The organism is uncultured Bradyrhizobium sp., from assembly GCF_947648125.1.
Classification (GTDB): domain Bacteria; phylum Pseudomonadota; class Alphaproteobacteria; order Rhizobiales; family Xanthobacteraceae; genus Bradyrhizobium.
Genome location: NZ_CANSMR010000003.1, coordinates 50,862 through 76,910, shown reverse-complemented (window position 1 = coordinate 76,910; position 26,049 = coordinate 50,862). Strand labels below are relative to the sequence as shown.

22 protein-coding genes are annotated in these 26,049 nt (G+C 65.6%); 12 read left to right on the top strand and 10 right to left on the bottom strand.

What is annotated here, in order from left to right; translation table 11 throughout:
- Positions 1 to 24: 24 nt before the first annotated feature.
- Positions 25 to 1,170: a fructose 1,6-bisphosphatase gene (locus Q0030_RS07390; RefSeq protein WP_298364776.1), complete on the top strand. Its 1,146-nt coding sequence runs from the start codon at positions 25 to 27 to the stop codon at positions 1,168 to 1,170.
- 16 nt (positions 1,171 to 1,186) lie between these two features.
- Here Q0030_RS07390 and Q0030_RS07385 read toward each other — a convergent pair whose 3' ends face one another.
- The 4 genes from Q0030_RS07385 to Q0030_RS07370 all read right to left on the bottom strand — a co-directional run bounded on the left by Q0030_RS07385 (position 1,187) and on the right by Q0030_RS07370 (position 6,456).
- Positions 1,187 to 2,812, bottom strand: a complete 1,626-nt coding sequence (locus Q0030_RS07385) for an ABC transporter ATP-binding protein (protein ID WP_298364773.1) — start codon at positions 2,810 to 2,812, stop codon at positions 1,187 to 1,189.
- Positions 2,809 to 3,639, bottom strand: a complete 831-nt coding sequence (locus Q0030_RS07380) for an ABC transporter permease (RefSeq protein WP_298364771.1) — start codon at positions 3,637 to 3,639, stop codon at positions 2,809 to 2,811. The genes Q0030_RS07385 and Q0030_RS07380 overlap by 4 nt, the downstream gene beginning before the upstream one ends.
- Before the next feature lie 2 nt (positions 3,640 to 3,641).
- A complete protein-coding gene (locus Q0030_RS07375; RefSeq protein WP_298364769.1) occupies positions 3,642 to 4,619 on the bottom strand; it encodes an ABC transporter permease in 978 nt (325 codons plus the stop codon).
- A 223-nt stretch (positions 4,620 to 4,842) separates the two neighbouring features.
- On the bottom strand, positions 4,843 to 6,456 hold the full coding sequence (locus tag Q0030_RS07370; RefSeq protein WP_298364765.1) for an ABC transporter substrate-binding protein: 1,614 nt from the start codon (positions 6,454 to 6,456) through the stop codon (positions 4,843 to 4,845).
- Positions 6,457 to 6,890: 434 nt separating this feature from the next.
- Here Q0030_RS07370 and Q0030_RS07365 point away from each other — a divergent pair, with 434 nt between their 5' ends.
- Positions 6,891 to 7,190 carry an HU family DNA-binding protein gene (locus Q0030_RS07365; RefSeq protein WP_021077434.1) on the top strand — a complete coding sequence of 100 codons (300 nt, stop codon included), beginning with the start codon at positions 6,891 to 6,893 and terminating at the stop codon, positions 7,188 to 7,190.
- Positions 7,191 to 7,311: 121 nt separating this feature from the next.
- Here the strand turns inward: Q0030_RS07365 and Q0030_RS07360 are convergent, their stop codons facing one another.
- Both Q0030_RS07360 and Q0030_RS07355 read right to left on the bottom strand, forming a co-directional pair.
- Positions 7,312 to 8,091 (bottom strand): SDR family oxidoreductase, encoded by a 780-nt coding sequence (locus Q0030_RS07360; protein WP_298364762.1) that lies wholly within the window; start codon positions 8,089 to 8,091, stop codon positions 7,312 to 7,314.
- A 308-nt stretch (positions 8,092 to 8,399) separates the two neighbouring features.
- A complete protein-coding gene (locus Q0030_RS07355) occupies positions 8,400 to 9,386 on the bottom strand; it encodes an ABC transporter substrate-binding protein (RefSeq protein ID WP_298364760.1) in 987 nt (328 codons plus the stop codon).
- 475 nt (positions 9,387 to 9,861) lie between these two features.
- On the opposite strand from Q0030_RS07355, the gene Q0030_RS07350 reads away from it, so the two are divergent.
- The 8 genes from Q0030_RS07350 to Q0030_RS07315 all read left to right on the top strand — a co-directional run bounded on the left by Q0030_RS07350 (position 9,862) and on the right by Q0030_RS07315 (position 18,633).
- Positions 9,862 to 10,956, top strand: coding sequence for an ABC transporter substrate-binding protein (locus Q0030_RS07350; protein ID WP_298364758.1), 1,095 nt, complete (start codon positions 9,862 to 9,864; stop codon positions 10,954 to 10,956).
- Positions 10,934 to 11,950 carry an ABC transporter permease subunit gene (locus tag Q0030_RS07345; RefSeq protein WP_298364755.1) on the top strand — a complete coding sequence of 339 codons (1,017 nt, stop codon included), beginning with the start codon at positions 10,934 to 10,936 and terminating at the stop codon, positions 11,948 to 11,950. The genes Q0030_RS07350 and Q0030_RS07345 overlap by 23 nt, the downstream gene beginning before the upstream one ends.
- The gene (locus tag Q0030_RS07340; protein ID WP_298364753.1) at positions 11,944 to 12,741 is read left to right on the top strand and encodes an ABC transporter ATP-binding protein; all 798 of its coding nucleotides are present in this window, start codon (positions 11,944 to 11,946) and stop codon (positions 12,739 to 12,741) included. Before Q0030_RS07345 ends, Q0030_RS07340 begins: the two co-directional genes overlap by 7 nt.
- Complete coding sequence (locus tag Q0030_RS07335) at positions 12,735 to 13,907, top strand: acyl-CoA dehydrogenase family protein (protein ID WP_298364751.1); 1,173 nt, start codon at positions 12,735 to 12,737, stop codon at positions 13,905 to 13,907. Before Q0030_RS07340 ends, Q0030_RS07335 begins: the two co-directional genes overlap by 7 nt.
- 33 nt (positions 13,908 to 13,940) lie before the next feature.
- Positions 13,941 to 15,035 (top strand): LLM class flavin-dependent oxidoreductase, encoded by a 1,095-nt coding sequence (locus Q0030_RS07330; RefSeq protein WP_298364748.1) that lies wholly within the window; start codon positions 13,941 to 13,943, stop codon positions 15,033 to 15,035.
- Positions 15,032 to 15,973 (top strand): ABC transporter substrate-binding protein, encoded by a 942-nt coding sequence (locus tag Q0030_RS07325; RefSeq protein WP_298364745.1) that lies wholly within the window; start codon positions 15,032 to 15,034, stop codon positions 15,971 to 15,973. The genes Q0030_RS07330 and Q0030_RS07325 overlap by 4 nt, the downstream gene beginning before the upstream one ends.
- Positions 15,974 to 16,324: 351 nt before the next feature.
- The gene (locus Q0030_RS07320; RefSeq protein WP_298364737.1) at positions 16,325 to 17,170 is read left to right on the top strand and encodes a CmcJ/NvfI family oxidoreductase; all 846 of its coding nucleotides are present in this window, start codon (positions 16,325 to 16,327) and stop codon (positions 17,168 to 17,170) included.
- 209 nt (positions 17,171 to 17,379) lie between these two features.
- Positions 17,380 to 18,633, top strand: coding sequence for an MFS transporter (locus Q0030_RS07315; RefSeq protein ID WP_298364733.1), 1,254 nt, complete (start codon positions 17,380 to 17,382; stop codon positions 18,631 to 18,633).
- On the opposite strand, the gene Q0030_RS07310 is transcribed toward Q0030_RS07315, so the two are convergent.
- From Q0030_RS07310 to Q0030_RS07295, 4 genes are read right to left on the bottom strand one after another with little or no spacing between them, the layout of a single operon-like run.
- A complete protein-coding gene (locus tag Q0030_RS07310; protein WP_298364730.1) occupies positions 18,630 to 19,394 on the bottom strand; it encodes an anti-sigma factor in 765 nt (254 codons plus the stop codon). The genes Q0030_RS07315 and Q0030_RS07310 overlap by 4 nt on opposite strands.
- Entirely contained in the window at positions 19,391 to 19,918 is a 528-nt protein-coding gene (locus Q0030_RS07305; RefSeq protein ID WP_298364728.1) for an RNA polymerase sigma factor, read from the bottom strand. The genes Q0030_RS07310 and Q0030_RS07305 overlap by 4 nt, the downstream gene beginning before the upstream one ends.
- A complete protein-coding gene (locus tag Q0030_RS07300) occupies positions 19,915 to 21,372 on the bottom strand; it encodes a YncE family protein (protein WP_298364726.1) in 1,458 nt (485 codons plus the stop codon). Before Q0030_RS07300 ends, Q0030_RS07305 begins: the two co-directional genes overlap by 4 nt.
- Positions 21,372 to 21,863, bottom strand: coding sequence for a DUF305 domain-containing protein (locus Q0030_RS07295; protein ID WP_298364723.1), 492 nt, complete (start codon positions 21,861 to 21,863; stop codon positions 21,372 to 21,374). Before Q0030_RS07295 ends, Q0030_RS07300 begins: the two co-directional genes overlap by 1 nt.
- Before the next feature lie 265 nt (positions 21,864 to 22,128).
- Here Q0030_RS07295 and Q0030_RS07290 point away from each other — a divergent pair, with 265 nt between their 5' ends.
- Positions 22,129 to 23,781, top strand: a complete 1,653-nt coding sequence (locus tag Q0030_RS07290; protein WP_298364721.1) for a hydantoinase B/oxoprolinase family protein — start codon at positions 22,129 to 22,131, stop codon at positions 23,779 to 23,781.
- 7 nt (positions 23,782 to 23,788) lie between these two features.
- On the top strand, positions 23,789 to 25,828 hold the full coding sequence (locus tag Q0030_RS07285) for a hydantoinase/oxoprolinase family protein (RefSeq protein ID WP_298364719.1): 2,040 nt from the start codon (positions 23,789 to 23,791) through the stop codon (positions 25,826 to 25,828).
- Positions 25,829 to 26,049: the final 221 nt, after the last annotated feature.

Sequence of the window (26,049 nt, the reverse complement as noted above, 5' to 3'; positions counted from 1 at the left end):
CTGAGCTGCGGTCGGAGGATGCTCATGAAACTCACTATTTCGGTCATCAAGGCTGACATTGGTTCCGTTGGGGGCCATACGAAACCATCTGCGCGCATGATGGCGGCTGTCGAAGGGGAGGTTGCGAAAGCGATCGACAATGGTCTCCTGATCGACGGTTTCGTCCGCCATACGGGCGACGATATTGCGATCATCATGACGCACACGCGGGGCGAAGGGAGCTCCGAGGTCCACCAATTCGCCTGGAAGACGTTTCTGGCGGCCACCGCGGTTGCGAAGACCTCCGGGCTCTACGGCGCCGGCCAGGATCTTCTCGTCGACGCCCCTTCCGGAAACGTTCGCGGCGCGGGTCCGGCCGTCGCCGAACTCAGCTTCGACCACAGCCTCTCGGGCGCGAGACCCGCGGAGTCCTTCATGGTGTTCGCCGCCGACAAATGCGGTCCCGGCGCCTACAATCTGCCGCTCTATCTGGCCTTTGCCGATCCCATGTATTGCGCCGGGCTGATGCTGCCCCCGATGATCAAGGGCTTCCGTTTCCATATCATCGATATGGACAACACGGCCGGCGACAGCGTGATCGAACTCGATGCGCCCGCGGACGGCTACCACATTGCGGCGCTGCTTCGCGACAACGAGCGCTTCGGCATTGATCGCATCGTCTCGAAAACCTATGGCGAGGTCGCCGTCGCCGTTTCGGCGCAGCGCCTTCACTCCATCGCAGGCAAGTACACCGGCAAGGATGATCCGGTCGCGATCGTCAGGAACCAGGGCATTTTCGCGGCGCCCGAAGAAATCATCTCGCCCTTCGCCAAGGCGCACTTCGTGGGCGGCGATGCGCGCGGCTCGCATGTGATGCCGCTCATGCCGGTGCCGCTCAACACCCCGGTGACGGGGATGTACTGCCTGCCGATCGTTTCCTGCGTCGGCTTCTCGATCGACCGGGACGGGAAGTTTTCAGAGTCCTATACCGATTTCTTTGACAACCTTGCGTGGGACGAGGTCCGCCAGCGCGCCCAGCGCAAGGCAATCGAGATGCGCAGCCAGGGTTGGTCCGGCGCTGCGATGCTACCCTATTCCGAGTTGGAATATGGCGGCTTCCGCGACACGGTATCCGGATTGCTGAAGCGCTTCCAGCTGCGTGAGGAATCCAAGCCACAAGCGGCGGAGTAGGGCCGCGCATGCCCGGCTACACGGTTGCGATGTCGTGCTCGCGCGCGAATGCGCCGCCGGGGATCGCTGCGAGCAGCGCCTGCGTATACGGATGCTGCGGCTTGCCGAACACTTCGGCAGACAGCCCTTGCTCGACCACTGCGCCATCTTTCATCACGGCGACGAGGTCGCAGATCTGTGCGGCAACCCGCAGATCGTGGGTGATGAAGATGATGGAGAGGCCGAGTTGCTGGCGCAGCCCGGCGAGCAGCTTCAGGACTTGCGCCTGCACCGAGACGTCGAGCGCCGAGACCGGTTCGTCCGCCACCAGCACGTCCGGCTTGAGCGCCAGCGCACGCGCGAGCCCGATGCGCTGCCGCTGGCCGCCGGAGAATTCGTGCGGGAAGCGATCGCCGGCGGATGGATCGAGCCCGACCAGTTCGAACAGTTTTCGCGCTTCCGCAATCGCAGTGGCGCGGTCGGTGCCGTGCACGATCGGTCCCTGCGCCACCAGCTCGGCCGCCTTGCGGCGCGGATTGAGCGAGGCGAAGGGATCCTGGAACACCATCTGGATGTGGCGGGTCTCGCGCCTGATATCCTCGCGGCCGAGCTTCGCCCAGTCCTTGCCGTCGAGCACGATCGATCCGCTGTCGGGATCGATCAGCCGGACGATGCAGCGCGCGAGCGTCGATTTGCCCGAACCGGATTCGCCGACGATGCCGAGCGTCGCGCCGCGCGGCAGGTGCAGCGAGACGTTCTTGACCGCCTCCGTCACTCGCGCGCCGCGGCCTAGGAAGCCGCCGGTGCGGTAGGTCTTGGAGACGCCGTCAATGGTCAGGATGTCCTTGCCGGAGAGGATGCGCGGCGGCGGCGCTTTCAGCGGCGGGACCGCCGCGATCAGCTGCCTGGTATAGGCGTGCTGCGGGTCGTTCAGCACCTTGTCGGCCGTACCTTGCTCGACGATCGCGCCGTGCTGCATCACCACGACGCGGTCGGCGATCTCGGCGACCACGCCGAAATCATGGGTGATGAACAGCACTGCGGTCTTCTTGCGCTGCTGCAAATCGCGGATCAGCTTCAGGATCTGCGCCTGTGTTGTGACGTCGAGCGCGGTGGTCGGCTCGTCGGCGATCAGAAGCTTCGGGTCAAGCGCGAGCGCCATCGCGATCATGGCGCGCTGGCGTTGGCCGCCGGAGAGTTCGTGCGGATAGGCCTTTGCCGCCGCCTTGGGGTCGGGGATGCGGACGTCCTCGAGCAGCGCCAGCACCCGGGCGTTGATCTCCGCCTTCGAGAGAGCGGTGTGGATCGCAAACATCTCGCCGATCTGGTCGCCGATGGTGCGCAGCGGATTGAGCGCCGTCATCGGCTCCTGGAAGATCATCGCGATGCCGGCGCCGCGCACCTCGCGCATTTCGGCCGGATCGGCGGCGCAGAGGTCGCGGCCGTCGAACAGCATCCGGCCCTGCTCGATCGTCACCTCGTTCGGCAGCAGCCGCATGATGGCGTTCGCCATCATCGATTTGCCGGAGCCGGATTCGCCGACCACGCAGAGGATTTCGTTGGAGGCGACCGACAGGGAAACGTTGGACAGCGCGTGCGGCCGGTCGGCGCCCTTGGGCAGGCGCACGGTCAACCCGTCGAGCGAAAGAACTGCGTCGCTCATCGGCTCTTCAGCCTCGGATTGAGCGCGTCGTTGAGGCCCTGGCCGACCAGCGACACCGCGAGCACGGTGACGAGGATCGCGATGCCGGGGATCGCCGAGACGTACCATTGCACCCGGAGCACGTCGCGGCCGAGCCCGATCAGATTGCCCCAGGAAGCGACGTTGGGGTCGGACAGCCTCAGGAACGCCAGCGCGCTTTCCAGCAGGATCGCGACCGCCATCACCACGCTGGCATAGACGATCACGGGCGGCAGCGCGTTCGGCAGGATCTCGCCGAGAATCAGCTGGAGGTCCTTCATGCCGAGCGTCTTGCCCGCCTGCACGAATTCGCGGTTGCGCAGCGACAGGAACTCGGCCCGCGTCAGCCGCGCCGGCGCCGGCCACGACACCACGCCGACCGCAATCGTCACCGTCGTCAGCGTCGAGCCGAACACCGCGACCAAGACCAGCAGCAGCACGAAGTTCGGTAGGGTCTGGAATGCCTCGGTGATCCGCATCAGCACATTGTCGACCCAGCCGCCATAATAGCCGGCGAAGGCGCCGACCAGGATGCCGATCAGGATCGCGATCACGGTGGCGACGCCGCCGATCAGGAGCGAGATCCGCGCGCCATAGAAGATCTGGGCGGCGATGTCGCGGCCGGAATTGTCGGTGCCGAGCAGGAAGCGCGGGTTGGAAAACGGCCAAACCAGCGGCCGGCCGGCCAGCGCGAGCGGATCGCGCGGATAGAGGAAACCCGCGCTGATCGCCATCGCGATCACCAGCAGCAGCAAGATCAGGCCGATCACCGCGGCCGGGCTGCGGAAGTAACGTTTCACCGCATCCATCGTCAGCCCTCCGCCGCGATGCGCGGATCGAGCCGCGCGTAGAGCAGGTCGACGACGAAATTCACGACAATGACAAGGAGCGCGGACACGAAGACGATGCCGAGCAGGGTGTTGAGGTCGCGCTGCACCACCGATTCATAGGCAAGGCGGCCGAGGCCAGGCAGGGAGAACACGCTCTCGACCACGACCGAGCCGCCGAGCATGGTGCCGGCCTGCAAGCCGATCAGCGTCACCATCGGCAGCAGCGCGTTGCGCAGCACGTGGCGGGTGATGACGTGGGTCTCGTCCAGCCCCTTGGCGCGGGCGGTCCGGACGAAATCGAGGTTCAGAACTTCGAGCATCGAGGCGCGCATGATGCGCAGATAGATCGCAAGGAAGATCAGCCCGAGCGTCAGCGTCGGCAGCACGAGGTGGGCCGCGATGTCGAGCACGCCCCGGATGCCGGTCTGCACGGTGCCGATGTCCTGGAAGCCGCCGGATGGCAGCCATTGCAGATAGACCGAGAACACCACGATCGCCATCAGCCCGAACCAGAACGAAGGGGTGGCGTAGAAGACTAGGCCAAGCGTCGAGATCAACGTGTCCGGCCAGCGGTTGACGCCGCGCGCGGCGATCACGCCGAACACGAGCCCAAAGAAGAATGCGAACGACAGCGATGCGGTCATCAGAAGGATGGTCGGCGGCAGCCGCTCCAGGATCACGGTCGCCACCGGCTTGCCGTAGATCGAGGAGAAGCCGAGGTCGAGCCGCACCAGGTGCCACAGGTAGTTGCCGAGTTGCGCCGGAACCGAGAGGTCGAGCCCGTAGAACTTGCGCAGCTGTTGCGCGGTCGCGGCATCGCCGCCGCCCATCTGCGCCATCAGCGCATCGACGGTGTCGCCCGACGCGAGCTGCAACAGCAGGAACACGCCGATCAGGATCAGGAACAGGGTCGGGATCGAGGCGGCCAGCCGCCGCCCCGCAAGGCTCAGGATACGCATCGGTTATCTATAGCGTGTTCAGACGAAGTGGACACCGGCCTCTTCTTACCTCGCCCCGCTTGCGGGGAGAGGTCGGACTGCGCAGCAGTCCGGGTGAGGGGGTACAGGTCCATCGATAGAGCAATATTGGTGGAGAGAGCCCCTCACCCCAGCCCTCTAAGAGCGAGCTTCGCTCGTCTCGACCCCGCAAGAGCGGGGCGAGGGAGAAGCAAGGCTTGCCGCCTCATGCGCTCAGCCAAAGATCGTGCCAGCTCGCCGAGCCCCAGCGCGGCGTGTTGGAGTGGTTGCGCGCCTTGGCGGTGATCACGGTGACGAAGATCTGCTCGATCGGCATCCAGACCGGCAGCTCGGTGTTCACCTCCTTGACGAAGTCGGCATAGAGCGCCTTGCGCTTGGCCGGATCGACTTCGGTCGCGGCATCGTCGATGGTCTTGTCGACGGTCTTGTCTTCCCAGCCCCACTGGTTGGTCCACGGCGCGCCCTTGGGCTGGCCGGAGCGGTACCACACCGTGGTCGAGACCGCGGGGTCGTTGCGGTACTGGTGCCAGCCGGTCGCGAGATCGAAGGCGTGGTCGTCATAGACCTGCTTGAGGAAGCCGCCGCCGTCATTGCGCACGATATCGACCTGGATGCCGACTTCGCCCAGCGACTGCTGGATGAAGGTCGACCACAGCGAGATGTCCTCGCCCCACGGCGCCGGCAGCAGCTTCAGCGAGAAGCGGTTACCGCCGGAGGCCTTGAAGCCGGCCTCGTCCAGCAGCGCGATCGCCTTGGCCTTGTCGTAAGCGTATTGCGGCGTGTTCGGCCCGGGATAGAAGTCGGTCGAGGTCGAGGGGATCGGGCCGGTGCCGAGCTTGGCGAAATCGCCCAAAAAATTGTCGATGAAGAACGGCACGTTGATCGCATGCGCGATGGCGCGGCGGACGCGGATGTCGGACAGTTCCTTGCGGCGGAAGTTGAACTCGATGGTGTTGGTGCGGGCGTTGCCCTCATTGCCCTTGGTCTGGACGATGAAGCGCTTGTCCTTGCCGAGCCGGGCCATGTCCGAGATCGTCAGCCCCGAGAACGGGCTGTAGTGCAGCTCGCCGGCCTCCATCTGCGCGGCCGCCGCGGCGCGATCGGTGATCACCTTCCAGACGATGCGGTCGAGATAGGGCGCGTTCGGCCGCCAGTAATCCGGATTGCGGTCGGCGATGATGTACTGGCCGCGCTCGTATTTGACGAATGTGAACGGGCCGGTGCCGACCGGCGCCAGATTGGTCGGGTTCTGCCTGATGTCGCCGCTCTCATAGAGATGCTTGGCCGAGATATAGCCGAGGTCGGGCAGGGCGCGGAGCAAGAGATTCAGCGGCATCGGCCGCTCGTAGCGGAAGATCGCGGTCTGCGGATCGGGCGTATCGACCGATGTGAGGAACAGCTGCAGCGTCGATCCGTAGTTGAGGATCTTCTTCCACATGTTCATCGCGGTGAAGGCGACGTCCTCCGAGGTGAACGGCTTGCCGTCGTGCCAGGTGACGCCCTTGCGCAGCTTGAAGGTGACGGTCTTGCCGTCCGGCGTCGCTTCCCAGCTCTCGGCGAGCACGCCGACCGGCTGGCCGTTGGCGTCGAGGTCGACCAGATTCTCCTGGATCTTGCCGCCGATGATGTAGACGCCGGTCGAGGCCTGGATGCTCGGGTTGAGCTGGCGCTGCTCGGCGCCGTAATGGACGTTGAACACGCCGCCCTTGCGCGGGGTTTCCTGCGCGAATGCCCGCATCGGATTGATGACGTTGGCCGCAATCGCGGCCGAGGTCAGAAGGGCCGTGCGGCGGTTGATCTCAAGGCGGGACAAATCCATACGCGGGGTCTCCGGAACATACATAAAGGCTTGCATCGGGGCGGCCAGCCGATCGGCCGTGGCGCCCCTTTGCGATGTTACGATGGAATGGGAACCCGAGTCATTTTCTAATGCCTCGGCCTTTTGGAGGATCGTTTCCGAAACCTGAAGTGGCGCGCCGCAGCGCATCGCAACCCGAATTGCGCGCCACACTGGCGCACGCCGGCGGCGCGAGACGCGTCGGGTGATTCTCTTGAAGGGGTGTTTCGGGAGCCCCGAAGCAGCGCAAACGCTGTAATTTTAGGGGTCGGAAGCGACTTGACTGGAAAAAACACTGGAAAAAACCCTGATTCGGGGGCTGTCCACAGCGATATTGCTGTGGTGAGTGCAGAAAACACTGTTTTTCTCGGCGTTTTCCGCCATATCGTGCCCACTCCAGAATCAATGGAGCAACCATGGCTACCCAACTGTCGAAGTCGCAAGTGATCGAGAAGATCGCGACCACCACCGAACTCTCCAAGCGCGACGTCAAGAACGTTTTGGACTCGCTCGTCGATGTCGGCCACAAGGAGCTGAAGAAGGCCGGGGTGTTCCTCGTCCCCGGCTTCGCCAAGTTCGTTGTGGTCAAGAAGCCGGCGACCAAGGCGCGCAAGGGCACCAACCCCTTCACCGGCGAAGAGATGATGTTCAAGGCCAAGCCGGCCCGGAAGATCGTCCGCGCACGGCCGGTCAAGGCCGCCAAGGACGCGGTTTAAGAATAGAAGGCCTCCGGTGACGGAGGCCTTTTGCTTTTGAGCCGTCGCTTCCTGCCGTAGGTTGCTGCCTGCCAAAGCAAGACCCTGGCGCTTCGGCTTCGACTGGATCGAAGCCGAAGTGCTAGACCACCGGCGACCGGCCACCATCGACATTGATGGCGGTGCCGGTGATGTAGGAGCCTTGCTCCGAGGCCAGGAAGCAGGCGAGGTTGGCGAACTCCTCCGCCGTGCCGATCCGGCCGAGCGGCGTGCCCTTGGCAAGGCCCTTGGCGAATTCCCCGAAATCCGTGTTCGGCGCCTGGGCAGCGTGCCGCTTGACCCATTGATCGCTCATGATCAGGCCGACCAGCAGCGCATTCACCAGGATGTTGTGCTCGCCGCCTTCATTGGCCATCACCTTGGTCAGCGCCATGCCGGCGGCGCGCGACACCGAGGTCGGCGCGGAATTGCCGGCCGGGGCCTTGGCAAAGGTGTTGAGCACGTTGATGATGCGGCCCCATCTGCGCTGCTTCATGCCCGGCCAGACCAGCCGGCTGAAGCGGATCGCGGCAAACAGTTTCAGGTCGAGGTCCTCCTGCCAGGCCTCGTCGCTGATGTTCTCGAAGGCCAGCGTGCGCGCGGTGCCCGCGTTGTTGACCAGCACGTCGACCTTGCCGAGATCCGCGACGATCTGGTCGTGGGCCCTGGATATGTCGGCGGCCTTCGCGACGTCGCAGACGTAATCGCGCACCTCGAGGCCGTCCTTGGCGAGCGCCTCGCGCGCCGCCGCGAGGTCGGCCGCGCCGCGGGCGAGGATCGCGACCTTGGCGCCGGATTCCGCAAACCGCCGCGCCACTGCGATCCCGATGCCCTTGCTGCCGCCGGTAACCACCGCGACGCGGTCCTTCATTGATAGGTTCATTGTTGTTCTCCCTGGGGGCTGGCCCTGAGAGAACGCTATCAAACCGACAGCGCGACCAACAAGGTCATGCAGAGCAGGTGTGCTGTGACGATTATCGCGAGATGGAGCGGGCCGGACATCGGAGGTCTCCATGGGGTGCGCGGCTTGATGCTCCGTCAGGTGAGCACCGCCGTCTGTCTCCCTCCCCCTATAAGGGGGAGGGCGGGGTGGGGGTTGCTCTCCGCGGACGCGGGCGTCTGCGGAGGCAGGATCCCCACCCGGTTTGCTGCGCAAACCGACCTCCCCTTTTCAAGGGGAGGTGAGAATCGCTAGTTCAAGCTCGCGCTTGCCGTGAAACTGCGGTCGACGGCCTTGCCGACGTCCAGCGTCTTGCCGAGGATGCCGTAGCGCGTGGCGCGGTCGGAGGCGGCCTGCACCTCCTTCACCACGGCCTCGTCGATTGCGATCGGGCTCGTCTTCTGCGCGGTGTAGGCGGCGAGCAGCACGTCTTCGGGTAGCTTGGTCAGCTCGGCCGTGTTCTTGGCATACTCCGCGAGATGGTCGAGCGACCACAGCCGCGCCTTGTTCAACCGCTGCACCAGATCCTGCACCGCGGCGCGCTTGGTCGCGATCGCGTTGTCGGAGGCGACGATGAAGGTGATGGTCGGCGTCAGGCCCTCGCCATCGGCGACGACGCGCGCATTGTCCTTCAGCTTGGCATAGGAGATGTAGGGCTCCCACACCGCCCAGGCGTCGATCGAGCCGGCGAGCAGCGCGACCTTGGCGTCGACCGGGCCGAGCGGGGCGAAGGTCGCGTCCTCGATCCTGCTGCCAGCCTTCTCCAAAGTCGCATTGATCAGGAATTGGCCCCAGCCGCCCCGCGTGCCGGCGAGGCGCTTGCCCTTCAGATCGGCCGCCGTCCTGATCGGCGAATCCCCGCGCACCAGGATCGCCTGGGTCCGCGCGTCGGAGCGCGTGCCGCCGATCGCCTTGATCGGCGCGCCCGACGCATAGACCGTGAGGAAGGACAGGTCGCCGGTGTAGCCGACATCGAGCGCGCCGGCATTGATCGCCTCCAGGATCGGCGCCGCGGCCGGAAATTCCGACCACTCGATCTTGTAGGGCAGGTCCTTGGCGAGGCCGGAGATATCCAGCAGCGAGCGGTTGCCGCCCTTCTGGTCGCCGACACGCAGCACGATCGCATCAGCCGCGAACGCCGCGGCCGATGTCGACAGCGTGATCGCTGCCGTGATCAGCGCGGCTGCGGTGCGGCGTGTGAATGTATAGGGAGAACCCGAGCGGGTCAGTCTGCGCATATGCATTTTCTTTCTGATTCATTCGCTGCTCGTCGGAAAGCGCGGCAGCGTTTGATCAAGTCTATGAGCAAGCCGTTCGCCGTCAACGAAACGGAAAACTGAAATCAGCCCGCGCGCAGCAAGGATGATCTCGCCGAGCCGTCATGCGTAGAAGACTTCGCGCAAGCGGCGGTCGTTCGCTCAAATTTGGTGCAATCGATGCTGTTCTGTTGCACGTCTGCGCCGTGACAGCAGCGAAAATCCTTTCATCGTCGCGCGCTGCGATCGTGGAGAGATCAGCTGCCGCACTGGCCACATTCGAAATTCCATTTCATTGACGGTGAACTTGTCGCGCCGCATCATTTGCGCGTTGCTTTGAGGGCAATAGCGCCGGAGAAATCCGCTTTTTTCTAAACCATGAGCTTCGAACGACGGGGCGCGCAGACGGAGACGTTTTGCGCGTGGGGCGGAGCCTTGCCGAAATGCAGGAGTGAGAATGTCTGTCGACAACAAGAAGACGGTGATGGATCGCCGCACCTTGCTGCGCGCGGGGGCCGTCGCAGCGCTCGCCGCGCCGATCGGCGCCTATAGCGCGCAGGCGTTCGCGCCGCGCCCGGTCGCATCGGCGATCGACTTCTCCGAATTCCCGATCTGCAAGGCCGCGTCCGATGCGCCGCCGCTGACGGGCGCGCCGCGCAAGCTGAAACTGTCCTGGAACGCCGGCGCGGTCTGCCTCGCACCGCTGCCGGTCGCCATCGACCATGGCTTCTTCCAGAAGCAGAATCTCGACGTCGAGCTCGTCAACTATTCCGGCTCGACCGACCAGCTGCTCGAGGCGATCGCCACCGGCAAGAGCGATGCCGGGCTCGGCATGGCGCTGCGCTGGCTGAAGCCGCTCGAACAGGGCTTTGACGTCAAGATCGCCGCCGGCACCCATGGCGGCTGCATGCGCGTCTTGACCCGCACCAATTCCGGCGTCGACAAGCTCGCCGATCTCAAGGGCAAGATCGTCGCGGTCGGCGATCTCGCCGGTCCCGACAAGAATTTCTTCTCGATCCAGCTCTCCAAGCTCGGCATCGACCCGGTCAGGGATGTCGACTGGCGCGCCTATCCCGGCAACCTCTTGAACGTCGCGGTCGAGAAGGGTGAGGTGCAGGCCTTCCTGTCGTCGGATCCGCTGGCCTATCTCTGGCTGAAGGACGCGCAGTACAAGGAGGTCGCCTCCAATCTAGATGGCGAATACCGCGACAAGAGCTGCTGCATCGTCGGCCTGCGCGGCAGCCTTGTGCGCGAGGAGCCGCATGTGGCGCGCGCCATTACCCAGGCGTTGCTCGATGCCGCGATGTTCACCTCGCAGAATCCGGACAAGGCGGCGAAGTCGTTCCAGCCCTATGCGCCGAAGGCGGCGAGCCTCGCCGATCTCGAGGCGATGGCGCGCTACCACACCCATCACCATCATCCCACCGGCGAGGTGCTCAAGCGCGAGCTCAAGGGCTACGCCGACGACCTGAAATCGGTGCAGGTGTTCAAGCAGAGCACCGACACGGCCAAATTCGCGGAGCGGATCTATGTCGACGTATTCAGTGTCTGACACGACGGCCGCAGCGGCGCCGCGCGCCGCGGTCACGTTCGCGAACCTCTCCGGCAGTTATGGCGTTGGCCTCGCCGCGAGCCTCGTTTGGCTCGCGTTCGGGCTGTCATGCCTCTATTGGCCCGATGTCGGCGACTGGTCGCGGACAGAGTCGCTCGGCATCGGCGCGATCGTGATCGCGGCCTTTATCCTGTTCGGTACATTCAGCGCGGATTATCTCGGCAGCGCCGGGCAGGCGCTGCGCAAGCGGGCGCCATGGCTGGCGGCGTTCGGCGCCTTCGTGACGCTGTGGGAGGTCGCCACCGCGAAATTCGCCTGGCTGCCGCTGCCGTTCTTCCCGCCGCCGCAATCGATCCTCGAGGTCTATACCGACGATCTGCCAAAGCTGCTCGACAGCGTGTTGGCCTCGATCAAGCTGCAGCTCGGCGGCTATATCATCGGCGCGACCATCGGCTTCATCACCGGCGTCTCGATCGGCTGGTCGCAGAAGATCGGCTATTGGGTGCATCCGGTGTTGCGCTTCATCGGTCCGTTGCCCGCCACGGCCTGGCTGCCGATTGCCTTCTTCACCTTCCCGTCGAGCTGGAGCGCGTCGACCTTCCTGATCGCGCTCGCCACCGGCTTTCCGGTGACGGTCTTGACCTGGTCGGGCGTGGCGAGCGTCAGCAGCGCCTATTACGACGTCGCGCGCACGCTTGGCGCAAAGCCGTCGTTCCTGGTGCTCAAGGTCGCAATTCCCGCCGCGCTGCCGCACGTGTTCGTCGGCCTGTTCATGGGGCTCGGCTCGTCCTTTGCCGTGCTCGTGGTCGCCGAGATGATCGGCGTCAAGGCCGGGCTCGGCTGGTACCTGCAATGGGCGCAGGGCTGGGCGGCCTATGCCAACATGTATGCGGCGCTGATCGTGATGTCGCTGCTGTGCTCCGGCGCGATCACGCTGCTGTTCCGGACGCGTGATCGTCTGCTGGTCTGGCAGAAGGGTGTCGTCAAATGGTAGTGCAATCCGTCGCCGAAGCGATCACCTATCCCGCGGTCGGCGCCGAGCTCGACATCGAAGGCGTCAGCCACGCCTTCGACATCGACGGCGCCGTGCTGCCGGTGCTCGACAATGTCAACCTCTCGATCGCGCCCGGCGAGTTCGTCGCACTGCTCGGCCCGTCCGGCTGCGGCAAGTCGACCCTGCTGCGGCTGGTCGCGGGGCTGGAGAAGCCGCGCAGTGGTTCGCTGCGCGAGGATGAAGTCCGCATCACCGGTCCGCATCCGTCGCGCGTCGTCGTGTTCCAGGATCCGACGCTGTTTCCGTGGCGCTCGGTCTGGGACAATGTCGCGCTCGGACTGGAAGCACAGGGCATCCTGAAGGCACAGCGGCACCGGGTCGATGCCGTGATCGAGCTGGTCGGCCTGTCCTCGTTCCGCAACGCCTATCCGCACCAGCTCTCCGGCGGCATGGCGCAGCGCGTGGCGCTGGCGCGCGCGCTGGTCAATGATCCGAAGATCCTGGTGCTCGACGAGCCGCTCGGCAAGCTCGACTCGCTGACGCGGATCGCGATGCAGGCCGAGCTCGTGGCGCTGTGGCAGCGCAAGGGCTTCACCACGCTGCTGGTCACCCATGACGTCGAGGAGGCGCTGGTGCTCGCCAACCGCGTCATCGTGCTCTCCGATCGGCCGGCGCGGATCAAGGCCGATATTGCCGTGGCCCGGCCATACCCGCGGCATCGCGGCGATCCTTATTTGGCCGATCTGCGCAAGCAGATCCTCGGCCTGCTCGGGCTGGAGGCGACATGGTGACGACAGCGGCGAGGGAGCTGCCGCCGGCCAACGAGCCCGAGTACATCGCGCGCGCATTGCGGCTCGCCGAGCTGTTCGCCGCGCGTGCGCCCGCGCATGATCGCGACGCCAACTTTCCCTTTGGCAATTTCGCCGATCTCTCGCGCGAAGGCCTGCTGGCGCTGACCGTGCCCGTGGCGCTCGGCGGAGGCGGGGCGGGCGCGCGCGATGCCATCCGCGTACTCGGCATCATCGGCAAGGCCGATCCGTCGACCGCGCTGGTACTGTCGATGCATTACATCCAGCATCTGGTGATGGCGCGCAGCGCGCGCTGGCCTGCACGTCTTTCGCGCAAGCTCGCGAAGGAGACGGTCGAGGGCGTGGCGCTGATCAACGCATTGCGCGTCGAGCCCGAACTCGGCTCGCCCGCGCGCGGCGGCCTGCCGGCGACCACGGCGCGCCGCACCGAGACCGGATGGCGGCTGACCGGCCGCAAGATCTATTCGACCGGCGCGCCGATCCTGAAATGGTATTCGGTCTGGGCGAAAACCGACGAGCTGGAGACCCGTGTCGGCTTGTTTCTGGTTCCGGCCGGTCTGCCGGGAACGCGGATCGAAGAGACCTGGGATCATCTCGGCCTGCGCGCCAGCGGCAGCCACACCGTGATCTTCGACGACGTGGTGTTTCCGCTGGACTATGAGATCGACGTCCGCAGGCCCGACGACTGGAAGGTTCCTGACGTCACCCAGGCGACCGTGCATGCGATCTTCGTCGCCGCGATCTATGACGGCATCGCCCGCGCGGCCCGCGACTGGCTGGTCAAATTCCTGAAGGAGCGGGTGCCCGCCAATCTCGGCGCGCCGCTGGCGACGCTGCCGCGCATGCAGGAGGTCGTTGGCGGGATCGAAGCGCGGCTCGCCGTCAATGCCCGCCTGATCGACAGCTTCGCCGCCGATTTCGATAACGGCTTCCCGCTGTCCGCGATCGAGTCTAACATCATCAAGCTGACGGTGACCAATAACGCCGCAGCAGTGGTGGAGGATGCCTTGTCGCTGACCAGCAATCACGGCCTGTCGCGAACCAATCCGCTGGAGCGGCATTACCGCGACGTGCTGTGCGGCCGCGTGCATACCCCGCAAGACGATGCCACCCGTGTCTCCGCCGGACGCTTCGCGCTGGGCGTCTGAAAACAACAGCCAACAACAACGGAGTTGTCAGTCATGCCGGTCGAGTTCATCGGCTTCATCACCAACAACAATGCCTCCGAGACCATCGTCCGCTCCGGCCCGGTGCTCGACCCGCCCTATATCGAGACCGTCGCCAAGGCCCATGAGCTGGCCGGCTTCGATCGCGCGCTGCTGGCGTTCCACTCGACCACGCCGGACGCATTGCAGGTCGCGCAGCATGTCCTGACCATCACCAAGCAGCTCAAGGTGATGATCGCGCAGCGCCCGGGCTTCACCGCGCCGACGCTGCTGGCGCGGCAGCTTGCGACGCTGGATCAGTTCTATGGCGGCCGCGTCTCGCTTCACGTCATCACCGGCGGCAACGCCATCGAGCTGCGCCAGGACGGCAACACGCTCGACGACAAGGACGAGCGCTACGCCCGCACCAGCGAATTCCTCGACGTGGTACGGCTGGAATGGACCAGCGAGAAGCCGTTCAACTACAGCGGCAAGTATTACAACGTCGAGAACGGCTTCTCGCAAGTGAAGCCGTTGCAGAAGGGCGGCATCTATACCTTCGTCGGCGGCGGCTCGGATGCCGCGGTCGAGGTCGCGGGCAAGCACGCCGATACGTTCGCGCTGTGGGGTGAATCCTACGCGCAGGTGCGTGACGTCACGGCGCGGGTGCGCGCCGCCGCGGCCAAGCACGGCCGCCCGACGCCGCGCTTCAGCCTCTCGGTGCGGCCGATCCTGGCCGACACGGAGGAGAAGGCGTGGGCGAAGGCGGAGCATATCCTCGAGCGCGCCACCGCGTTGCAGGATCAGACCGGCTACCGCCGCCCCAATCACGCGACCGACGGCGCCAAGCGGCTGCTGGCGCTGGCGGATCAGGGCACGCGGATCGACAAGCGGCTGTGGACCGAGATCGCCAAGCTCACCGGCGCCAACAGTAACACCACCGCGCTGGTCGGTACGCCCGAGCAGGTCGCCGAAGTGTTCGCCGATTACTACGATCTCGGCGTCAGCCATTTCCTGATCCGCGGCTTCGATCCGCTGGTCGATGCCATCGACTATGGCCGCGAGCTGATCCCGCTGACCCGCAAGCTGATCGAAGCGCGCGACCAGCAGCGGGGGATCGCCGCCGAATGATCCGTCTCATTGTTGCGGCGGCGCTCGCGCTCGCCGCCATCGAACCGGCCTTCGCGCAGTCAACGCTGCGCGTCGGCGACCAGAAGGGCAATTCGCAGGCCGTGATGGAAGCGGCCGGCGTGCTCAAGGACGTTCCCTACAGGATCGAGTGGAAGGAGTTCGCCGCCGCGGCGCCGCTGCTGGAGGCGCTTGGAGCCGGCGCGATCGACACTGGTCTCGTCGGTGACGCGCCGTTCACGTTCGCGGCCGCCGCCAGGATCCCGGTCAAGGCGATCGCGGCCGTGCGGCAGTCGCGCGACGGGCTCGCGGTCGTGGTGCCGGAAAATTCCCCGATCAAGAGCTTCGACGATCTGCGCGGCAAGAAGATCGCAACCGGCCGCGGCTCGATCGGCCATCAGCTGATCCTGGCCGCGCTGGAATCCAAGGGGTGGCAGGCGAGCGACGTGCAGATCGTGTTCCTGGCACCGTCGGATGCCAAGGTCGCGTACACGCAAGGCGCTGTCGATGCCTGGTCGACCTGGGAGCCTTATGTCAGCCAGGAAGAGGTACTGTTCAAGGCGCGCCGCGTCATCACGGCCGACGGCATCACGCCCGGCCTCGGCTTTCAGGTCGCGACGCCGGACGCGATCAAGGACAAGCGTGCCGAGCTCGAGGATTTCGTGCGTCGCCTCGCGGCCGCGCGCGCATGGTCGCAGAACAATGTCGAAGGTTATGCCGCGACGTGGGGCAGGCTGATGAACATCCCGCCCGCGGTGCCGCTGAACTGGCTGACGCGCGCCAAGATCCGCATCGCGCCGATCGACGACAGCGTGGTGGCCGACGAGCAGAAGACCATCGACCTCTACGACCGCTGGGGCCTGATCCGGCAGAAGATCAACGCCGCCGATGTCGTCGACCGGTCGTTTGGAGCGGCAGTCGAGAAGGGTGCGGGGCTTTAGCTAGGCGGACAAGCGCCGCATCGGCAGTGGGCTCCCTCTCCCGCTTGCGGGGGAGGGGTGGGGTGGGGGCTCTCTCCACGAGTCATACCGCGGAGAGAGCCCCCACCCGACGCGCTACGCGCGTCGGCCTCCCCCGCAAGCGGGAGAGGCGAAGGAAGCGTGGCGTTGCCGCACCGCTAACGAATCCGTGATCGCCAAAACATCTATTCGTCGGCGCGCCTACCTCCAGCAAGGATTTTCCCCGCGAGGCGCCTTCCAAAACCGCAACGTTGCTATTTTCGCCGCACCCTTGCCGCGCTCTCCTGCACCGCCAAGATCAAACACACGAACAATCGAGTCCGGGAGATCACCGTGGGCCTTCAACAAACTCGTATCGAGTCGCTGCCGTTTGTGACCGCTGAACTGAATTATCTCGCGCCGACGCCGGGCAAGCCCCGGACTTATGCTTTCGATCCGCCGCCCGGCGAGCCCAAATCCACCGCACTGCCCGAAGCGCACAATGTCCCGATCTTCGATGGGCGCCTGATCGCCGACAGCTTCTCGCTCGATCGCGAGGGCTTTGCGCTGGTCAAGCATCCGACTATCGTGAAGGACTATTACGACGACAACGAAGTCCGCAAGGTCTACTACCCGGCCGTCGAAGCCTTCCTGAAAGCGACGCTGAAGGCGGACCGTGTCTTCATCTTCGATCACACCGTGCGCAAGCGCGTCGAGGGCGCAGCTGATATCCGCGGCGGCGGACCGCGCCAGCCCGCGACCCGCGTCCATGTCGACCAGACTGCCGTCTCCGGCCACAACCGTGTGTTTGAGCATTTGCCTGACGAGGCCGAGCAACTCGTCAAGGGTCGCGTCCAGGTGATCAATCTTTGGCGCCCGATCCGCGGTCCCTTGCGCGATTCACCGCTCGCGATGGCCGACGGCACCACGGTTGCCCCGGAGGATCTGATCGCCTCCGACCTGATCTACCCGAACCGCAGCGGCGAGACCTATTCGGTGAAGTACAATCCGAATCATCGCTGGTTCTACATTCCCGAGATGACGCCGGACGAGGCGATCCTGCTGAAATGCTACGACTCGGCGACCGACGGCCGGACGCGGTTTGGACCGCATACCGCCTTCGTCGATCCGACCACGCCTGCGGACGCCGCGCCGCGCGAGAGCATCGAGCTGCGCACGCTGGTGTTTCACAAGCAGTAGCAGTCACGACGACTCTTCCACGAGTTCGTCATGCCCGGGCTTGTCCCGGGCATCCACGACTTTGGGGCTCCTCGAAGAAGACGTGGATCGCCGGGACAAGCCCGGCGATGACGAGATTTGGCCCGCGACAGGGCTTTGCTCTCAAACTTGGCACCCCTATCCCAATGATGTTACGCCCGTCCCCCAACTGCTCGGGGAAAGGGCGATTCATGGACGGCGTGGTGACGAAGGAAGCAGCGGGGATCGGGTTCCGCGCCCTGGTCCTTGCACTTCTGGCATTGGCCTCTGGCCACATGCTGTCGACGCTGCTGCGCACGATCCCCGCGATCAGCCTCGATCTGATGGCGCGAGATTTCGGCACCTCGCCGCAGGCGCTGGCGAGCCTCACCGCGATCTATCATTTCTCCTTTGCCGCTTCGCAAATCCCGGTCGGCGCCGCGATGGACCGCTTTGGCGTGCGGCCGGTGTCGCTGAGCCTGCTCGGAGGTACCGTGGTCGGGACGGTGGTTTCGGCGCTCGCTACGGGGCCCGCGAGCTTCGTGCTCGGGCAACTGATGCTCGGCATCGCCACCTCGGGCATGCTGATGTGCCCGATGACGCTGGCGGCCAAGCAGATGTCGGCGGCGAAGTTCGGCCTGTGGTCCGGCCTGATCCTCTCGATCGGCAATGTCGGCATGCTGCTGTCGGCCAGCCCGCTGGCCTTCGTGGTCGATCAGTTCGGCTGGCGCGCCGGCTTCTGGGGCTCGGCCGGCTTCGGCATTGTCGTGCTGATCGCGGTGTTCGCGCTGGTGCCGCGGCAGCCGGCGGCGCATGCCGATGATTCCTCACCCTTGCAGCAGATGGCCGAGGTGCTGCGGCTCGGCCTGTCGCGCGGCCTGCGCGGACTGATCGCGCTGTCGCTGGTATCGCTCGGCGCATCGCTGGTGCTGCGCGGCCTGTGGGGCGGGCCGTGGCTGATGGATGTGAAGGGGCTGAGCCGCATCGAAGCCGGCAATCTGCTCGGCCTGTTCACGCTGGCGATGATCATCGGCCCGGCCTGCATCGGCGCCATCGATCGCAAGTTCGGGCATCGCCGCACCATGGTGGCGTCGACCCATGCCGTCGCCGCGCTGCTGCTGGTGCTGATGGCCGCCGGCGCGCCGCATTTCCCGGTCTCGAACCTGTTCGGCGTTGCCGTGATGCCGACGCGATATGACCTGGTCCTGCTGATCCTGATCGGGCTTGCGACGTCGGCGCAGCCGCTGATCTACGGCATGACGCGGCAGCTCGTCGCCGCTAAGGACACCGGCAAGGCGTTGTCGTCGGTCAATCTCGCGTTCTTCCTCGGCGCTGCGCTGCTGCAATCGAGCACCGCGGGCGTCGCGGCGCTGTTCGGCCTGCCCGCGGTGCTGCTGTTCATCGCAGGTGCGCTGGTGATCGGCGTTGTGCTGTTCCTGATCTATACCAGGGCTGCTGCTGTCTAGATCGTCTGGGCCTGCTTGCGGATTTCGTTGGCAAGCGGCCGCAGTGAATCGACCCCGCGCGGCCCGACGAGGCTATAGCCCGTGCCGCCGTCCGCCCAGGAGACACCCGCGACGTCGCCGCCCGAATGCGCGGCCATCGGTGCGTTCTGATCCGACGTCATCGGACGGGTGAGGACCACAAGCCGCTCGCCGTGATCGTCGTCGTACATGAACATCGCCGCCGGACCGTGAGCGGTCGGCACCACCCGTCCGCCCATCAAGCGATATCCCGACTTGCTCAGATCCGGCAGCTTGACCGGCTGACGCAGCCGGTTGGAGACCCATTGCACAAGCTCGGCGCTGTCGCGCAACTCGACCGGCCGGGTGTGGTCCGAGGCGTAGACCTTGTAGGAATCGCTTGCTTCTTCGGCCAGCGCCGCAAGCCCGCCGGCCGGCGCCGATGTCGCGCCGCGGATCACCCATCCGCCGAGGCCGCCGATCGAGAGCATCAGCATCGCTGCGATGGCCCAGCGCAATGATGAGGGGCGGCGGCGCGGGCGCTCGATCATCCTGGCGAGGTTGAGCTGCGGCGGCAGCGGTTCCTCGGCAATCGGCAGCAATGCCGATCGCAGCAGGTTACGCTCATCGGAGTAGGCGGTGATGCGTTTGGCGACGTCCGGATGCTTTTCCAGATAGGCCGCGACTTCGGCCTCGCGTTCCGGCTCGAGTGCGCGATCCACATAGGCATGCAGATCGTCTTCGGTAATGGGTCGATTGCTCATGTCTTGTTCCGCAATTGCACAACATTGTTGTCCAGTTGGCCGGCAGTGCCCTCCAACTCTTGATGGAGCCGCTCGCGGGCGCGCGCCAGGCGCGACATCACCGTACCGATCGGCACACCGAGCACCTTCGCGGCATCGGCATAGGACAGGTCCTCGACGCCGACGAGCAGCAGGACGGCGCGCTGGTCATGCGGAAGCCTTGCGAGCTTCGCCATGACGTCGCGGTACGTCACCTTGTGCTCCTGCTCTGCGTCCTGGCCGAATGCATCCTCGTTGGTTTCGTCGATCGCGACATGGACGCCGCGCGTCGTTGCGCGGCGAAACTGGTTGATGGCGAGGTTGTGCAAGATGGCGAACAGCCACGGCCGCGGATTGTCCGACCGCCGCTGCTCCCAATGAATGACGGCGCGTTCCAGGCAGTCCTGCACCAGGTCGTCGGCCGCCGCGTGATCGCGGACGAGAGCCCGCGCATACCGCCGCAAGGCGGGTATCAGCGGTTCGACCAGGCGCAGCATGTCGTTCATGGCGTTTGCACCTGGATGACCGCACCGAGTTTCGCCGGTTCGCCTGATGCGATGACGAGATAGCGTCGCTCCGTCTTGGCCGCGCTCTGCACGAGCTGGCGGATCGGACCGGCAGCGTTGACGATCGCAGAGCCGGCGGGATTGGTCATGAAGGCTGCCAGAGGCTCCACCGATCCGGTCCCGTCAGCATGTTCGGCCAATCCTAGCACGTAGTGCTGCTTGGGTTCGAGCCCGGTGACCGATGCCTGCACCACCTGGATCAGGCCCTGATCGAACAGCGAGACGCTGGTCGGCGGCTTGTCGCTCTTGGCGTCCTTCTTCGCCGCGAGCGCGAGGTGGGCAGCCTGGCCGGCGACGCCAAGCGCCTGCAGGTTCTGGCGGTCGTCAGGGTTCGGCGCGGCGTTCGGCACGTAGGCGATAGCCTGCGGCGCCTGGCCGATCGGGATGTTGGCAATCACCTTGTTGGTCGCGGTGTCGATCGCGGCCAGGGCATCGGCATTTTCCAGGCCGACATAGACCCGGGTGCCGTCGCCGGACGGCCAGATGCCATGCGGCAGATTGCCGACGGGAATGGTCGCGACCTCGGAGAAGTCGTCGGTGCGAAACACCTTGACCTCGTTGGTGCCGCCGATGGTCACATAGGCGAAGGTCCCCTTGGCCGTCTTCGCGAAGTTGACGTGGTTGGTAATCGGGCCGGTGTTGATCGTCTTGATCAGGTTGAACGGCGGCTTGGCGTTGAAGACCTGCGTCCTGCCGACATCCTTCAGCGTGAACCACACCTGCTCGCCGTCCGGCGTCGCCGCGATGTTGGGGCAGAACGGGCTTTCCTGCTTCACCTTGGCGACGATCTGATGGTCGGCCACCGAGACCACGTCGGTCTCCGGATTGAACGAGGAGCAGATGTAGCCGTACTTGCCGTCGGGCGAGAAGATCTGCATGCCAGGTCCCGCCGGCACCTCGATCCGCATCGTTTCCTTGAAGCTCTGCGCGTCGATCACCGAGATGTAGTTCTCGCCGCGCACGGTGACCCAGACCTCCTTGCCGTCGGGCGTGAAGAACGCCTCGTGCGGCGAACGCCCGACATAGGTGACATGCTTGACCGCGTTGGTTGCCGTGTCGATGAAGGTCACCGAATTCGAGCCGATCGAGACGATGGCGAGGGTGTGGTGGTCGGGCGAATAGCCCATGCCGTGCACCAATACCTGTCCCTTGTAGAGCGGGCTGAAATTGCCGGGCTGCGGGTCGCCGAGCCGGATCACGCCGATGAGCTTGTTGTCGACGGGATCGGTGACCGACACCGTGTTGGAGAACTGCTCGGCGGCGTAGACGCGGTCATGATGGCTGATCGGGATGTCGGGTGAGGACACGGCGCCCGGCGCCTGCCCGGCAAACGCCGACGTCGACAGCGCGATCATGCTGGTGGCCAACAGGCCCTTCATGAACTGGCTCGTCATCACTTGGTCTCCTGCTTCATCATGTCGTGGTGCATGTTCATGTGATCGTGACTGGTCGCCGCCGGGGCGGCTTTCGCGCCGGGTTGTTGTGTCGGGGCGGGTGTCGTGTCCGTGACCTGTTCGCCGAGCGCGAGCTTCATGGCGTCGATCTCCTGGCGCTGCTCGACGATGATCTCCTGTGCGATCCGGCGCAGCCGCTCGTTCTTGCCGTAGCGCAGCTCGATCACGGCCATGTCGATTGCACCCTGATGGTGCGGGGTCATCATCGCGACGAAATCGCGATCGATATCGCCGCTCGGCTTGGCGGCCATGTCGTTCATCATCCTGGTCATCGCGGCGTCGTTCTCGGCGAGGAAGGCGCTCTCGTCGGCCGACAGCGCGGTCTGTGTCGGATGATGATCGCCGTCATGCGCGAACGCGGCCGCGGCAACAGCGAGCAGGACGGATACGCCGAGCGGCGCGAGGCCGGGTCTGAGGAGTCGAGGAAGCATTGCGTCACCCTGGGGGTTGTCGGGGAAGCCCGAGCGGCCCGGCCTCGGGGCCGGCTTGCATGGGTGGGACGCGGTGGCGTGAGTTCTATTCCGTCGCCGGGTGGCTTCTTGTCGATCACGACTTGCTGATCGATGGAATACCCCGTTACGGCCGAACCGGCCGATTTGCGATCGGCAAGTCTCTGGCTATAAGAGGGAATTCCGGTCCTGATCGACCGGTTCCGCGATCCTCTCTGCGCAGTCCCATGCGCCCACAAGGGCAAAAATGTCCGCCAAGATCGATCCGATCACCCGTTCCGTCGTCCAGCACCGCCTGTCGTCGATCGTGAAGGAGATGGGCGAGGCCATGCTTCGCACCTCCTATTCGCAGATCCTCAATTCCAGCCGCGATTTCTCGCTGGCGATCTGCGACACAAGCGGGCGGCTGATCGCGCAGGCCGACCACATCCCGGTGCATGTCGGCGCCTTGCCGTGGGCGACGCTCGCGGTCGAGGAACGCTTCAAGGATGTCGCGCCCGGCGACGTCATCCTGCTCAACGATCCCTATCAGGGCGGCAGCCATCTGCCTGATCTCACCGCCTTCGTGCCGGTGTTCGACGGCGGCAAGCGATTGCTCTGGACCATCGTGCGCGCGCATCAGAGCGACATCGGCGGTGCCACCCATGGGGCCTACAATCCGGCCGCGACTGAAATCTATCAGGAAGGCATTCGCATTCCGCCGATCAAGCTCTACGAGGCCGGCAAGCCGCGTGAGGACCTGCTCGACCTGCTGGCGCTCAACATCCGCAACCCCCGCGAATTCCGCGGCGACCTTGCGGCGATGCTGGGTGCGGCGCATCTCGGCGAACGCCGCGTCGCAAAACTGTTCAGCGAGTTCGGCGCGGAGACCGTCGAGGCCGCGATCGAGGCCATTCTCGATGCTACCGAGCAGCAGACCCGCGCCGTGGTGTCCACATGGAAGGACGGCGTGTTCTATGGTGAGGCCTTGCTCGACGACGACGGCCACGGCCGCACCGACATCAAGATCGCGGCCAAGGTGACCAAAACGGGCAGTGACATCGAGGTCGATCTCACCGGCTCCGATCCGCAGTCGACGAGCTTCGTCAACTCGTCGCACGCCAACATGCAGGCGGCGGTTGCGATGGCGTTTGCCTATCTGATCGATGCCGATATTCCGAAGAACACCGGCGCGCTGCGGCCGCTGAAGGTGGTGGCGAAGCAGGGCACCATCGTGTGGGCTGATCCCGGCAGGCCGGTGACCTTGTGCACCAGCCATCCCTCCAACGAGATCGTCGAGGCCATCATCAAGGCGATGTCGGCCTCCTGTCCGGATCGCGTGATGGGCGGCTGGGGTCGCCGCTTCCGCATCGCGATCCAGGGCGAGGATCCGCGCAACGGGCGCAATTTCATCTGGCACATGTTCCAGGCGCGGCCCGGCGGCGGCGCATCGCCCGGCGGCGATGGCTATTCCTCGATCGGCGAGTGGCATTCGGTCGGCGGACTCAAATTCGGTAGCATCGAGGTTGCCGAGGTGCGCTTTCCGCTGCACTTCCGCCAGCACGAATTCCGGCCGGATTCCGGCGGCGATGGCCAGCATCGCGGCGGGCTCGGCGTGGCGCTCGACATGGTGCTGGAGACGGCAAAGCCGGCCAAGGGCAACACCGCGGGCGACGGCGCGCGGCACGGCCCTTGCGGCATGCTCGGCGGCAAGGACGGCGAGCCGCATCACTATCGCCTCTTGTCGGAAGGCCGCGAGCCGCGCGTGCTGAAGACCAAGGAGGTCGGCATCGAGTTGCGCCCCGGCGACTGCCTCGAGATCCGCTCGTCCGGCGGGGGCGGCTGGGGTCCATCCGAGAAGCGATCGGCGGAGGCGCGGGCGCGCGACGCCGCGCAAGGTCTGGTTTCGAAGGCGGTATAGGGCAGCGATGTACACGATTGGGGTTGACGTCGGCGGCACCTACACCGACCTGGTTGCGACCGATCAAACCGGGCGAACTGTGTTCGCGAAATCACCGTCCACGCCGGCCGATCAGTCGATCGGCGTCATGGCGGGACTTGAGGAGTTGGCGCGCCGCCTCGGCGTCACGCGCGCGGCGATGCTCGCGGCGACCGATCGCCTGGTGCACGGCACGACGGTTGCGACCAATGCGCTGCTGGAGCGCAAGGGCGCCAAAGTTGCGCTGCTGACCACCGAGGGCCATCGCGACGTCGTCGAGATGCGCGAGGGGTTGAAGCCGGATCGCTACGATCTGCGCACGCCGCCGCCCGAGCCCTTGGTGCCGCGCGAGCGCCGCTTCGGCGTGCGCGAGCGGCTGAAGGCCGACGGCAGCGCGGCGATCGCGCTCGATGCCGCAGCGCTCGGCGATGTCATCGCCGAGGTGAAACGGTCCGGCGCGAATTCGGTCGCGGTCTGCTTCCTGCACGCCTATCTCAATCCGGCGCATGAACTCGTCGCGGTCGAACGGCTGGCGAAGGAATTGCCCGATGTCAGCGTGTCACGCTCGAGCGACGTGCTGCCGCAGATCAAGGAATATGAGCGCGTCTCGACCACGATCGTGAACGCCTATGTCGCGCCGACGGTGCGGCGCTATCTCACCAATCTCGAGCGCAGCCTGCATGAGGCCGGCTTTGCGGGCTCGCTGTTCGTCGTGCTGTCGCATGGCGGCATGGCGCCGGTGGAGGAGGCCTCGCGGCTTGCGGCAGGCACGGTGCTGTCGGGCCCTGCCGGCGGCATCTCCGGCAGCCGCCGCTGTGCCGAGATGCTCGGGATTCCCGATCTCGTGCCGTTCGACATGGGCGGGACCTCGACCGACATCTCGCTGATCGCAGATGGCGAGGCCTCGCTGTCGGCCGACGGCATGCTGGCCGGCCAGCGCATTGCACTGCGCAGCCTCGACATCGCCAGCATCGCGGCGGGCGGCGGCTCGATCGCCGGTGTCGACGGCAGCCGCACGCTGCGGGTCGGGCCGGAGAGCGCGGGCTCGGTGCCGGGGCCGGCGTGCTACGGCAATGGCGGCCTGGCTGCCACCGTCACCGACGCCAATGTCGTGCTCGGCTATCTCGATGCCGCAGCCTTCATGGGCGGCGCGCGGCCGCTCGATCGCGCGGCGTCGGAAGCCGCGGTCGACCGGATCGCCGAAGCGCTCGAGCTGTCGCGGATCGAGGCGGCCGCCGGCATCTACAAGATGATCAATCTGAAGATGGCCGACGGCATCCGCCTGATGACGCTGCGCCGCGGTGTCGATCCCCGCAAGTTTGCGCTGCTCAGCTTTGGCGGGGCCGCCGGCATGCACGCCGCCGAGGTCGCGCGCGAGCTCGAGATCAAGCGTATTATCGTGCCGACGGTCGCTTCCGTGCTGTCGGCCTGGGGCATGCTGACCAGCGATCTGCGCTACGAGGTCAGCCGTACCCATTACGGCACCGGCCGCATTTCCGCGGACGAAGTGCGGGCGCTGTTCGCCGCGCTGGAGGAGCAGGCGGCCGGCCGTTTGCGCGACTGGTTCAAGGGCGACATCGCGATCGAGCGCTCGGCCGAGATGCGCTATGGCGAGCAGGTGTTCGAGATCGACGTGCCGCTCGGCGACCTCGATCTCGGCGCCGCGGATCTCGTGGCACAGATCGAGGAGCGCTTCCATCGCCGCCACGAGGAACTCTACACCTATGCCTCGCGCGGGCAGGAGGTGGTGTTCGTCAACGCCCGTGTCGCCGCGGTCGGCAAGGTCGCGCGGCGGAGCAGCGATGCCGGCGAGGCCGCGTCGGCCGCACCCTGCGCGCCGCGCGGCAAGCGGCAGGCCTGGTTCGGTGCCTGGCGCGAGGTGCCGGTCTATGCGCTCGACGATCTCAAGCCCGGGCACTCACTCGCCGGTCCAGCGATCATCGAGGCCGAAACCACGACGGTTCTGGTCGACAGCGGCGATCGTGTCGCGGTCAACCCGCTGGGCTGGCTCGACATAACATTGCGTTGATCGCCATGCGGAAACTGCGCTCCCTCTCCCGCTTGCGGGGGAGGGTTGGGGTGGGGGTCTCGCCACAAGTCGACTATCATCATGTGGAAACAGCCCCCACCCGGATTGCATCTTCGATGCAATCCGACCTCCCCCGCAAGCGGGAGAGGTGAGGGGAAGCTGGCCTCCGCCATCAACATTTCATTTTCCCGGCATTGCCTTGGGCGATAAGCTCCGCGCGC